This is a genomic window from Mycobacterium sp. E3198 (assembly GCF_001667015.1).
Classification (GTDB): domain Bacteria; phylum Actinomycetota; class Actinomycetes; order Mycobacteriales; family Mycobacteriaceae; genus Mycobacterium.
In genome coordinates this window covers 1-11,906 of sequence record NZ_LZIS01000124.1, presented here as the reverse complement: position 1 = coordinate 11,906, position 11,906 = coordinate 1, and the positions used below count along the sequence as shown (strand labels likewise).

At 63.7% G+C, this 11,906-nt stretch carries 14 protein-coding genes; 2 read left to right on the top strand and 12 right to left on the bottom strand.

The genetic code is table 11. From position 1 onward, the window contains the following. Window positions 1-5: 5 nt before the first annotated feature. The 4 genes from tal to A5673_RS14190 form a co-directional block, all read right to left on the bottom strand. Entirely contained in the window at window positions 6-1,094 is a 1,089-nt protein-coding gene (gene tal / locus A5673_RS14205; RefSeq protein WP_068233140.1) for a transaldolase, read from the bottom strand. Window positions 1,095-1,250: 156 nt separating this feature from the next. Then, window positions 1,251-1,808, bottom strand: coding sequence for a peptide-methionine (S)-S-oxide reductase MsrA (gene msrA, locus A5673_RS14200; protein ID WP_068233137.1), 558 nt, complete (start codon window positions 1,806-1,808; stop codon window positions 1,251-1,253). Beyond that, window positions 1,805-2,293, bottom strand: coding sequence for a peptide-methionine (R)-S-oxide reductase MsrB (gene msrB, locus A5673_RS14195; protein ID WP_068233134.1), 489 nt, complete (start codon window positions 2,291-2,293; stop codon window positions 1,805-1,807). Before msrB ends, msrA begins: the two co-directional genes overlap by 4 nt. 72 nt (window positions 2,294-2,365) lie before the next feature. Then, window positions 2,366-3,136, bottom strand: a complete 771-nt coding sequence (locus tag A5673_RS14190; RefSeq protein ID WP_068233131.1) for an SDR family NAD(P)-dependent oxidoreductase — start codon at window positions 3,134-3,136, stop codon at window positions 2,366-2,368. A gap of 559 nt (window positions 3,137-3,695) precedes the next feature. Here A5673_RS14190 and A5673_RS28415 point away from each other — a divergent pair. After that, the gene (locus A5673_RS28415) at window positions 3,696-4,007 is read left to right on the top strand and encodes a putative quinol monooxygenase (RefSeq protein ID WP_082958731.1); all 312 of its coding nucleotides are present in this window, start codon (window positions 3,696-3,698) and stop codon (window positions 4,005-4,007) included. A 46-nt stretch (window positions 4,008-4,053) separates the two neighbouring features. On the opposite strand, the gene A5673_RS28410 is transcribed toward A5673_RS28415, so the two are convergent. The 6 genes from A5673_RS28410 to A5673_RS14155 all read right to left on the bottom strand — a co-directional run bounded on the left by A5673_RS28410 (window position 4,054) and on the right by A5673_RS14155 (window position 8,679). After that, entirely contained in the window at window positions 4,054-4,659 is a 606-nt protein-coding gene (locus A5673_RS28410; RefSeq protein WP_082958730.1) for a GNAT family N-acetyltransferase, read from the bottom strand. A 267-nt stretch (window positions 4,660-4,926) separates the two neighbouring features. After that, complete coding sequence (locus A5673_RS30030) at window positions 4,927-5,145, bottom strand: hypothetical protein (protein ID WP_068233122.1); 219 nt, start codon at window positions 5,143-5,145, stop codon at window positions 4,927-4,929. A gap of 177 nt (window positions 5,146-5,322) precedes the next feature. Continuing rightward, window positions 5,323-6,195, bottom strand: coding sequence for an NAD(P)-dependent oxidoreductase (locus A5673_RS14170; RefSeq protein ID WP_082958729.1), 873 nt, complete (start codon window positions 6,193-6,195; stop codon window positions 5,323-5,325). A 46-nt stretch (window positions 6,196-6,241) separates the two neighbouring features. Then, complete coding sequence (locus A5673_RS14165; protein ID WP_068233119.1) at window positions 6,242-7,417, bottom strand: thiolase family protein; 1,176 nt, start codon at window positions 7,415-7,417, stop codon at window positions 6,242-6,244. Further along, on the bottom strand, window positions 7,417-7,833 hold the full coding sequence (locus A5673_RS14160) for a Zn-ribbon domain-containing OB-fold protein (protein ID WP_068233257.1): 417 nt from the start codon (window positions 7,831-7,833) through the stop codon (window positions 7,417-7,419). Before A5673_RS14160 ends, A5673_RS14165 begins: the two co-directional genes overlap by 1 nt. 30 nt (window positions 7,834-7,863) lie before the next feature. Beyond that, window positions 7,864-8,679: an SDR family NAD(P)-dependent oxidoreductase gene (locus A5673_RS14155; RefSeq protein ID WP_068233254.1), complete on the bottom strand. Its 816-nt coding sequence runs from the start codon at window positions 8,677-8,679 to the stop codon at window positions 7,864-7,866. A gap of 325 nt (window positions 8,680-9,004) precedes the next feature. Here A5673_RS14155 and A5673_RS14150 point away from each other — a divergent pair, with 325 nt between their 5' ends. After that, the gene (locus tag A5673_RS14150) at window positions 9,005-9,616 is read left to right on the top strand and encodes a TetR/AcrR family transcriptional regulator (RefSeq protein WP_068233116.1); all 612 of its coding nucleotides are present in this window, start codon (window positions 9,005-9,007) and stop codon (window positions 9,614-9,616) included. 28 nt (window positions 9,617-9,644) lie between these two features. Here A5673_RS14150 and A5673_RS14145 read toward each other — a convergent pair whose 3' ends face one another. Both A5673_RS14145 and A5673_RS14140 read right to left on the bottom strand, forming a co-directional pair. Then, entirely contained in the window at window positions 9,645-10,925 is a 1,281-nt protein-coding gene (locus tag A5673_RS14145) for a DUF427 domain-containing protein (protein WP_068233113.1), read from the bottom strand. Next, on the bottom strand, window positions 10,922-11,740 hold the full coding sequence (locus A5673_RS14140) for an SDR family oxidoreductase (protein WP_231971093.1): 819 nt from the start codon (window positions 11,738-11,740) through the stop codon (window positions 10,922-10,924). The genes A5673_RS14145 and A5673_RS14140 overlap by 4 nt, the downstream gene beginning before the upstream one ends. Window positions 11,741-11,906: the final 166 nt, after the last annotated feature.

The window sequence follows — 11,906 nt, the reverse complement described above, 5'->3', positions numbered from 1 at the left end:
AGCGTTCAGCGTTGAAGTGCGCGCGACCAGGACGCCGCGAACTTGGACACCCCGTCGTATTCGAGTACAGCGAACACGTTGGGCAGATCGATACCGACCGCGGTCAGCCGGTCGAACACTTCCTGTGCCTGCGCCGCCTTGCCGATTGCGGTCGCACCGGCGATGACGCCGTGATCGGCCACCGCCTCCAGTGTCGGCTCAGGAATGGTGCTCACGGTGTTCGGTGCCACGAGTTCGGCGACATACATCGTGTCGGGGTACGCGCTGTTTTTGACTCCGGTGGAGGCCCATAGCGGGCGTTGCACGCGAGCACCCGCGGCGCGCAGCGCCGTGTAGCGTGGTCCCGCTTCAAAGACCTGCTGATAGGCCCCGTAGGCCAACCGCGCGTTGGCGATGCCCGCTTGCCCGCGCACGGAGAGTGCCTTGTCGGTGCCGATCGTCTCGAGGCGCTTGTCGACTTCGGTGTCGAGGCGGGACACGAACAGCGATGCGACCGAATGGATTTGAGATAGATCAGCACCCGCTTGGTGGGCGGCTTCGATGCCGGCCAGGTAGGCGTCCATCACCTCTCGGTGCCGTTGCACGGAAAAGATCAGCGTCACATTGACCGAGACACCCCGGGCGAGCGCAGCGGTGATCGCGGGCAGCCCCGCGGCGGTCGCCGGTATTTTGATGAACACGTTGGGCCGGTCGACGATCTTGGCCAACTCGACGGCCTGCGTGACTGTCGCGTCAGTGTCGTGCGCCAGCGACGGATCGACTTCAATGGACACCCGTCCGTCCACGCCGTCCGAGGCCTCCCATTGCGGGCGCAGCACATCGCAGGCCGTCCGGACGTCGTCGGTGATCGCCGTGCGGATTGCCGTGTCGATGTCCGTACCGCGAGCGGTCAGCTCGGCGATCTGGCCATCGTAGGCGCGTCCGTCTGAAAGTGCGCGCTCAAAGGTGGCCGGGTTAGTGGTCACGCCGACAACGCTTCTCGTGTCGATCAGTTGCTGCAGCTTGCCGGAGTGCAGCAGCGTGCGCGACAAATCATCCAGCCAGACCGACACCCCCGCCGCCGACAGCGCAGCCAGATTCGGGTTCTGAGTCATCGGATCGCCGCCGCTCGCCGGCCGGCGATCCGCCGTAAGACCCCTCCCGCAGCACATGCCGCGCCAGAGAGCACCAATGGCGCGTACGCGCTCAGCAGCACCTGCCGATCAGACGGAGTTGTCGCGTCCCTGTCTTGTGTTGCCGAGCCCATGTCGTTACTGAACGGGCCGGGCACGTTCTGCCGTCGCTGCCGTCGCGCCGGCACCGTCACCGCGGTGGGGTACCGTCCACTCGGGGCGGACGTAGTGGCAGGTGTAGCCGGATGGGTAGCGCTGCAAGTAATTCTGGTGCTCGGGTTCGGCTTCCCAAAATTCACCGGCCTGATTGACCTCGGTGACGACAGGACCGGGCCATCGCCCTGAGTCGTCGATGTCGGCGATGGTTTGGATGGCGATTTGCTTTTGCTCGTCGTCCAGATAAAAGATTGCCGAGCGGTAGCTGGTTCCGACATCGTTGCCCTGACGGTTCTTGGTAGTCGGGTCGTGAACCTGAAAGAAGAATTCCAGCAGTGCCCGGTAGTTGGTCCTGTCGGGGTCGTAGGTGATTTCGAGTGCCTCGGCGTGGCCGGGGTGATTGCGGTAGGTGGGATGGGCGTTGCTGCCGCCGGTGTAGCCGACCCGGGTGGACACCACACCCGGCTGCCGGCGGAATAGGTCCTCCATACCCCAGAAGCACCCTCCGGCGAGCACGGCGATCTTGTTGTGGTCGGTCATGATTTCTGCTCGCTAACGCTCTGGTCTTGCTCGGATCCATCCTTTGTGAACAAGCGCAGGTATTGGCCGTAACCCTGGGCTTCCAGGTCGTCGCGGTGGATGAATCGCAGCGACGCCGAGTTGATGCAGTAGCGCAACCCACCGGCTTCTCTCGGACCGTCCGAAAATACATGCCCGAGGTGGCTATCGGCATGGGTCGACCGCACCTCGACCCGCTCCATGAAGTGGCTGCGGTCGCGCCTCTCGACAAGGCTGTCCGCGTCGATGGGCTGGGTGAAACTGGGCCAGCCGCTTCCGCTGTCGAATTTGTCCACGGAGGCGAAAAGCGGCTCGCCGGAGACAATGTCGACGTAAATGCCGGGTTCGTGGTTGTCGCAATACTCGCCGGTGAACGGCGGCTCCGTGCCGCTTTCCTGGGTAACGTGGTATTGCTGGGGAGTCAGCGCGTCGACCGCGGCAGGCTCCTTGCTGTATTGGTGTGACACCTGGTCTCCTTCGTATGCGCAGCAGCTATGTTGATGCGCTTAGGGTTTGGTAGTAGTCGCGTCGTCGTTCGGCTAGTTGCGGCCGGCCATGATGCCGCCGTCGACGTTGAGAATCGCGCCGGTGACCCAACTGGCCTCATCCGACAGCAGATACGTCACGGCGTTGGCGACATCGGCGGGGGTGCCGACTCGTCCCAAGGGATGAAGCGGCGCGAAAGTTTCGAGGGTGGCATCGATCTCGTCCTTGGAGATGAAGGCCTCGTACAGCGGAGTCTTGACGACGGCCGGCGCCACCGCATTGACGCGGATCTTGTGGCCGGCAAGCTCGATGGCCAGGTTATGGGTCAGCGCGTGCAACCCGGCCTTCTGCATCGAGTACACCGACGATGGGGTCAGACCGATCGCCTGATGTGCCCACATGCTGCCGATGTTGACGATGGACCCACCCTCGCCGCGACTGATCATCCCGTCAACGACGGTCTGCGTCAGGAAGAACAGGGCATAGTTGAGCTCCATGTAGGAGTCGTAGGTCAGCGCGTCGTACTCGAGAAACGGCTTGGGGACGAAGAATCCGGCCGCGTTGACGAGCAGTGTCGCATCGCTGTGATCCTCGGCGAGCGCGCGCTGCACATCGGCGACCGCGGCGCGATCGGTCAGCTCCGCGGTGATTCCCCAGGCCTGGCCACCGTTGCCGGTCAATTCGGTCACGGTGTCATCGACGCGGTCTTTCGACCGGCCGACGATCACGGCACTACCGCCGTGGCGCACGATATCGGCGGCGACCTGCCGGCCCATCCCGGCGCTGCCTCCGACGACGATGACCTTCTTGGAATCGAAGTGCATGGTCAGACCCTTCTGCTAATCATTCTCGACGGCTCCTGCCGGGCCATTGCTGCCTTTGCCCTGCTAGAAGAGTTGTAGCGTTGGCGACGACACCCGTCGTGTCGACGTTGAACTGGCCTCGAGTCTGCTGCCCTGAGGGGTGAGCCGTCATCACCCCAACGTCGTATCACCCGGGTGAGTTTTGGATCCCGAGGCAACTGCTGACACAAAATGGCTCATCAGTGTCGGTTGTCGATTACGCCATGAGCTGCGCGGTTCCGCGACATCAATCCCAGGGCACTCAAGGGATAGGCGGTCCCGCCTCTCGCTGAGTTGTGAACGCGCAGCGGGAAATCCGCCGGGGTGGTAATCGTCGAGCGGGTGGGCGTGTCGAGAGATGGGTTATAACGCCTAAGCAAGCCGGAGCAAAGTGGTGGCGAATGTCGTTCACCATGCCGATGGCTATCTCTCAATCCAGCAGTCAATTCCATTGTGGTGCACGCATGAAGGTGCCGGCGAGGCAGACACTCGATGCCGTGATGGCGCAAAGGCCCTAGAGAAGACGGAAGGAGCGTCAACCATGTACGGCCCAGATGAAGAAGTAGTGCTGATCACCGAGGCCACGGCTTTGCCAGGCAGAGGGGACGACCTGCGACGCGCGTTTGTTAAGTTAATCCCTCAGTCGCTGGCCGAAGGAGCAGTCAGCACCTTTCGATTGCACGAAGATCGCAATCGGCCTGGACATTTCACGCTCTACCAGCGGTTCCGCAACCAGCACGGCGTCGACCGTCACGTCCAAACCGATCACTTCGCCGTCAGCGTAGAAGCACTGGCCCAGTTCGCTGAGGGCGGAAAGGCCCAGACCACCTTCTACCGCGTACTGAGTCGCTAGGCCCGCCGAACTCACACAGAAGATTCCGGGCCTGTGGCATTCGGCGCTAGGGCCATTCCGGCGCCGGTGCACAGGCCGGTTCAGGCAGATCCAGATCTGCTTTGTTGAGACGGTAGATCTCAAGGGTGAGGTTGTAGTACTTGTCGGTCTCCCCAACCCATTCCATGCCCACTCGGCGAGCCGTAGCCACCCCGCGATGATTGCCTGGCCGCACGACAGCGAAGACCTCACTGACACCGACATTTGTGAATGCTTGGTGGGCCACCGCATGGCCGGCTTCCGCGCCGTAGCCGCGACCCCACAGTGTCGGTGCAACCTGCCATCCGATCTCGAGATCGGTGCGGCCGGGCGGAAGTGGAAGCAGTGCCACTCCCCCGATCAGGTCGCCGGAGTCTTTATCGGTTATCGCCCATCGGCCCTGGGGCAGTCCGGCTGCATCGCTCTGCGCGATCCAGTCGCCCAGGAGTCGGCGCATATGCGCCTGGTCGATGATCATCGGCAATGCCGGACACAGCCAACGCGCAACTTCCGGCGCTCCGTATATCCGGTAGGCGCCGAGGTCGTCGTCGAGTTGCCAGGGGCGCAACAGGAGCCGGGCCGTGAGGATGCGTCGCGTGTCTGGGTCCCATTCGACGTGGCGATGCTCAACCATGTCGCCTCCCGCGGTTCGTGATACAAGTACTGGGGCAAGTCACCCAATCGTAGACCAGCTGGCGGATCGCCAACGCCCGTACGGCTGGCCGGCACCACGTGGGGTGGGGCCAAGCGCCGGTGTTCGTTTTGCACCAGTCGAACGAAGGCGCTCGATTCCGGCCGCGTCATAGCCCGCCAGGGCGCCGAGCAACTCTTCCGTATGCCGCCCAACGCGCGGCGCGGCCGGCGGTGCAAATCCTTCGTCGGGTTTCGTCTTGATGCACGTTCACATCAATCGCTGCGACGCCCCGTTCGGCTGAGCCTGCTCGTAAACGAGTCGGCGAGCCTTCGCGTGGTCGTCGTCGAACAGATCCGCGCCCAAAAACGCTGGCGCTCCTGCGATATCGGTCGCAATGAAGAAGGCGGTCCACCGCTTGCCCTCGCGCCCGGCCGCGTGCAGCGCGGCGAGCACGCCCATCGCCGTGTACAGCGGTCCCGCCAGCACCCCCGTCGTCCCCGTCGCCGCCCCCGAAAGGCGAGGCGTTCCATCCGCTTCGATGATCGGCGGAGCGTGGCCGAGCAGCGGTATCAGGCCGTGATGTCAGTAATTGCCGATGGTTTGTTGATCTCGCAGGGTGCCGAAAAGGGCGGGTGTGTCGCGTCAAACGCTGCGATGCTTCGGTCAATCAGATTCGGTCGCACTGGCGTGGGGTACGCCCAATCCTTCGGCCAGATTCCGCAATGCGATTTCAGCAAGCGGAAGTTCTGCGCCCACTTCTCCGCCGAGACCCAGCGCCAGGGTGAGATCTTTTTCTCCCAATTCACGGGTGTGCAGGAACGGCTGGTAGAGGAAGTGGTCTGGGGCCAGCGGCTTGCTCATGTCGTCGCGGAACATCATTGCGCCGGTGCCACCGCTGTGTGCATCAGTGTGGCGCACGACCCGGCTGAACGCTTGCACGTCAAGACCCGCCAACTCGGCGAGCTTCATTGCTTCGCACGCGGCCGCAAAAGACGTGAAAGTCAGCATGTTGCGCGCCAGCTTCATCCGGGTCCCCGCGCCGGGTTCCCCTGCGTGAACCACCATGGACGCCCACTGCTTGAACGCCGGCTTGACGAGCTCGTAGACCTGGCGTTCGGCGCCCACCATGACCGCCAGATCACCCGTCTTCACCGCTTCCACGCCGCCGCTGACCGGTGCATCGATGACGTGAATGCCGTTCTTCTCCAGCTCCGCAGCGAGTTCGACTGCGGTTCTGGGGTCGATCGTCGAGTGGATCGCGATGACGGTACCGCGCTTGGCCCGCGGGGCAAGCCGCGCCACGACGTCGCGCACTTGCTCGTCGTTGAGCACCATGACACTGATGATGTCGGCAGCTGCCACCTCATCCACACTGTCGGCGACCTGCGCTCCAGCGTCGGCGAACGACGTTGTCGCATCTGGCCTTACATCGAAGACGATCAACCCGCCCGGCCAGCCGACCAACCGCTTGGCCATCGGTGCACCCAGATTGCCCAGCCCAATGAAGCCCAACATCGGCGCTTGATCTTCCACCATGGATGCCCTCCTCAGGGTCGCATGATCATTCTGCACGACGGCATCGTCACGACCGCCGTAGCAGCATTGCGGTGGTGCCGCTGTTGGCCGCTCCCACGCCAACAGCAGCCAGCTTCGCCCCGTCGACCTGTCGCGCACCGGCCTCGCCACGGATCTGCAGGCATGCTTCGTGGAGATGCCCGAAGCCGTGGAGACGTCCACCGGATAGCTGCCCGCCGCCAGTATTGATAGGCAATTGTCCGCCCAGCGAGATGCGCGCAGGATCAGCGATCCACGCGCCGGATTCTCCGACCGGACAGAAACCGAAGTCCTCCAGCCAGCAGAGCACGAAGACACTGAATCCGTCATACAGCGAGGCCACGTCGACATCGGCAACGTCGAAATCCGTCCGCTCCCAGATCGTGGACCAGCGCGAACTGATGCGGCTGATGTCGTCTCCCCCCTCCCACGTGAACCGATCGTGGTGGGCACAGTCCAGGGCCTCGACGGCCACCCCTGGGTGGTCCAGCGCGGCGGCGTGCTCGGCACGGGAAATGACGAAAGCGGTCGCCCCATCGCAGGCAATGTCACAGTCGAACATGCACAACGGGTCGGAGACCATTCGCGCGCTCAGATACGCGTCCAGGTCGAGTGGGTCGCGATAGATAGCCACGGGGTTAAGGGCGGCGTGGGCCCCCTGCGCGAGCGCTATCGACGCGAGTTGCTCGCGGGTGAGGTCGTAGCGCAGCATCCGCGCGCGGATTTGCAGCGCCGCCAGGTTGGCTGCCGTCGCGCCAAAAGGCATCTGCCACCCCAGCATTCCGGCGGGACGCCCGCCGCCGGACCCGTACCCCTTGCGTCGGCCGACGCCCTGAGCGGTGCCCTCCCAGATGCTGCGCCAACACAGGACGTGATTGGCAAGCCCTCCGGCGACAGCGAGGATTGCGTCCACCACAGCGCCGAGCTGTCCCGGGGATTCCACTCCCCCGGCGACCCAGTTCGGCTTGATTCCCAGTGCGTCGTGGATGTCCCGCAGCGACGCCCCAGAGAACCCGACGCCGGGCTGCGAAGCCCCGGGATAGGTTGTAAGGCCGTCGATGGCGGCCAGCGACAAACCTGCGTCGGCAACTGCGGCCAGACACGCTTCGGCGGTGAGCTCCAGCGGGTCCCGCCCCAGCCGGCGGCCTATTGCCGACTGACCGATGCCGCTGATAATGGTCCGGTCGGTCACCGCCTTTTCCATCAGCGCTCCGGTTCGAACAATGGAATGAACACCTCGTCTTCGCCATCGAAGCATCGATCGAAGACGACTCGCACAGGCATGTTTTGGGTGATCTCGTCAGGGCGGATGTTGACCAGGTTGGTCAGCAGGCGTACCCGTTTGTCCTCGACCGGGTTGACGAACGCGATGAGGTAGGGCGGCGCAAACCCGGGGAACCATTGATGACGGTTCACCGTCCATGATTCGACGGACCCGCGGCCGCTGAGGTCAACGTATTCCACGGCCGCGTGGTCTTCAGGGCACAACAGGGCCGGCGGGTGGCACAACCGCCGACAGGAGGTGCAGCGCTGCATGCGCAACACTCCGTCGGCCCCAGAGGTCCAAAAGGGCCGATTCAGAGCGGTCAGCGCCGGGGCTGGCCGGGGGATTTCTGGCATCTGCGTCACGCGTGTGGTTGGAATCGACTGCTAGCCAAACACTCCCGGTGACTGCGAGTAGTCCACCGTCGACAGCTCGGTCATGCCACCGTCGACGTGCAACACCGTGCCGGTCACGAAGGCCGCGTCGTCTCCTGCCAAAAAAGCCACCGCGGGCGCGATCTCCACAGGACTGGCGCCGCGCTTCATGGGCGACGCGGCCGCGGTCCGCGTGTAGTTGTCCCAGTCGGTGCCGATCAGTTTTTGCTGGGCCTCGGTGAGGGCGAACGGACACACCGCATTCACTCGGATGCGGTGGCGAGCCCACTCGTTGGCGGCGACCTTGGTCAGCGCCGCCACCGCGCCCTTGGCCGCCGAGTAGGGAGCGGTATAGGCGATGCCGGCAAGGGCGGACCCCGACACGAAGTTGATCACCGACGCCCGACCCGACTCGCGGAGGAACGGAAAGCAAAGCTGCATGAACCGAAATGTCGCCTTGGGCCCGGTCGCTTCCGAGAGCTCCCAATCCTTATCGGTGACCAGTTCGAGCGCCTTCGGCATTGCGAAGAACTGGGCCGCGTTCACCAAGACGTCGATGCGGCCGCCTCCGGTTTCCGCCGCCTCGCGCACGGCTGCTTCAATCGCGTCGCGGTGGGCCACATTGGCCCTGATGAAGGAGGCCCGCCCGGAATTGCCACTAATGCGCTCGACGCGCTCAAGGCCCTTCTCCCCGTTCAGATCGACGATGGTGACGTGGGCGCCGAGGCTGGCCAACTCCTCGGCAATCGCTCCGCCCAACCCCTGAGCTCCGCCGGTGACCAGCGCGTATCTGTCTTCCAAACGAGACAAGACCACTCCTTGCTGCATGTAACAATTGAACATCAGACGTTCTATTATTCAATAATTGCAGATCGTCGCTCCACTGCCTAGTGGGCGTCGGCCCACGGGCTGGTCCGTCGGCTCATCGTTTACGGGTGCGCCGGCTGCCGGTCACAGCGATGCCCTGCCCAAGTGAGCGTTACTCGGGCTCGCAAGCTATGGAATATCTCGATACCAAGACCACATTCCTCGGCTGACCCGGCGGCCCTGGAACCTTGGACTGTGCTCGTTCGGGGCGCGCTTCGCCAACGAGACACCGCGTGTCACGTAGCATAACGAGCTGGGGGATAGCCATCACCCGCGGAGGAGTGACATGTCGACTGACCGAGCAACTGGCGATTCAACGGTCGCCGACGACTTCGATCGGCGCGACCAGATACTCGACGCCGCCAATGAGTGTTTTACACAATTGGGCATCCATCGCACGAGCGTGCAGGACGTGGCGCGCATGGCCAAGGTCTCCCGGGGCACGATTTACCGCTACTTCGAGGATCGCGATGTGCTCATCGAGGCGGCGATCGAACATGGAGCCCAACGCTTTTACCGTGAGGTCGCCGCGGCGATGGAAAACAAGACCACGCTCGCCGAAAAACTCGGCGCGATGGCCGAAACCCACGCGAAAATACTGCTAGAACACCGCACCCGCAACCGACTGATGGCCGACGACTCTGAGCTCATGCGCCACATGGTCTCCGATGGCGACAGCGCCGTTCGGCGCACGACGAAGTTTCTCGAACCCTACGTGCGCGACGCGCAAAAGCGCGGTGAGGTCGGCGCTGGAGTCAACGTCACAGCGGCCAGCGAGTGGCTGGCCCGCATCATCTATTCCTTCTCGACGGTCAATCAAGGGCTGAGCTTCGATATGACGAAGCCAAAGACCGTCCGCGACTACGTAGAGAAATTTGCCATCAACGGCCTGCGCTAAGGCAAGGGGTGGTCGCCTGCGACGCCGATCACATAGCAGTTCGGCTGTTGTGACCCATGGCTGCAGGTTCGGCCGCGAATTCACGGACCATCGCCTGGATCGTGTACGACGCCGCCAGCCGACCATCGCGGCTGAAGATGCGGCCATCGCCTTGCACGAGACCGCGCCCGGACCAGAAGGCGTGGTTCGTGTACAGCAGCCAGTCGGCGATATCGACGTCGTCGTGGAATGCAATGGTAGCCTTCATGATTCCCGTCGACAGGGTGACGTGGGCGCGAGCCTCGCCCAGGCCGCGATGCGGTAGCATACCGGCCGCAATGGTCCAGTGAGTCGTCGATTGAGCGAGCAACGCGGCCTGCAGGTAGGGTTCACCCGGCGCCTCACGAAATCGGACCCACGCGTTGATCACTGGCGGGCCAATCCGGTCGGGGTCCGGATCGTAGGCTCCGTCGACCACGCGGATTTCACGACCTGTCATCCCAAAGCCCGGAAAGGCCACCGCAGCATCGGGTCCCGGCACGTCCGGCATCCGCTCGGTGTCCCGCATGACCTCGTTGGCACCGGAATCTGCGAGAACAATTCCCGCGGCGCGTAGCACGCCGTGCTGATTCACGCGGACTTCGGCCGACGAGAACGTCTTGCCGCGGCGGAGAACGTCGACGGTCAGGTCCACCGGAGCATCGAATGATGCCGCTTTGGTGAAGATCATCGATGCCGATGTAACTCTTTGCTCTGGAAGCACTTTCGATGTCGCAACGATGGCCTCCGCGAGCAGTTGCCCACCCTCGACGACGTTGCGGCGGGTGGGTCCATGAGCCGGCCCGGTGAAACAGCCGCTGTTCGCCGGCTCGACGTCGATCAGCCTGCACAGCTCGTCGGCGTCGCCCCAAAGCGGGAAGGTGAAAGAAACCCTCGAGCCGTCTGGCCACTGCTCCACGACGACGACACGCAAGACGTCGTCGTAGAACGAGACGTGCCCCGCGATCGCCGCGACTTCGGGCAACGGGGAGCGGTATGCCCACACCGCGTTTTCGATCGGGGGATCCGCACTGTTCAGCGTCCAGTAATTTGCTCGGCCCTTGAAGGGGCACACGGTGCTGTGGTCCGACGGCACGAAGAGGTCCCACCGCACATCGGATTCGGGGAAGTACAGCCGGTCATCGTGGTCGGTCTCGGTGACCACGAGGCAGTTGTCACTTTCGGCGACGAGTACATCGCCGAACCACACCTGACCGGTATGAGGGCACGGAGTCGCATCGATCCGGTATTCGGGGTGATCGGGCCACGCCGATTGGACTTGCGCTGTCATGCCGTCAGTGCCCTGCGCATCGATGACGGTGGCCGGACGACGAGCTGCTCGAGGCCGACGACGGGAAAGTTCAGCGCGCTCGCGAAAACGCCCGCGAGCACGTCGGCAACGTCCTCGGGGGCCATCAGCTGCTCCTGAAGCAGACCGCGCGCGATCCAATCTTGGACGACAACACCCAGTAGGTCGGGGTCAAACGCCGCGGTGAACTCCGTCGGCACGGTGCCGCCCACCGTGACGCAGCAGAACCGAAAAGCCGGATGCTCGTTGCGCCACGCGTTGAGGCTCTCCGACAGCGCGGCCTTGCTGGAGGAATAGGCGCCGAGGGCAGTCCGTGGCTGACCCACGGTTTCGGAGGACAGCGCGCTGACGATCGCTGCGGGCGCAAGCACCGGGACACAAGACTTGATCAGTTGGTGGACGCTGATGACGTTGGTACGCATGACGTCAAGCCAGTCGTCGACGGAAGTGTCGGCGAACATCCGCAACGGGGCGTAACCCACCGATATGAACAGCAAGTCGATGCCGCCCAGCGAGTCTCGGGCGACAGCGGCGAGGCGCGCGCAATCCTCCACACTTCGCACATCTGCGGTCACGGCGTTGCCGCAGCCGGCCTCGGCGGCAACCTCTTCCAGCCGATCCCGTCGGCGCGCAGCAATGAGCAGCTCCGCGCCCTCCTTACCCGCACGCACGGCGAAAGCCCGCCCAATCCCGGCCGATGCGCCCACGACTACGACGCGCTTGCCGGCTAACGTCCGTTCACTCATGCCGCCCTCTTCTCGCGCTCGCAGCTCTTCTGCATTCGCTTTGGAGAACACTAGTACATATTTTGTTCAGTTGCGCCTACGCCCGGGTTTCTCCGAAAGAAGATCAGCGGAGACCGTTGATCGCGAAAGTTTCGACGTAGCGCCGCACCGTCTCCGGCTTGGACATGTCGAATGTCTGGGCCTCGTTGACGGTGGAGAACGAGTAGATGATGCGGGC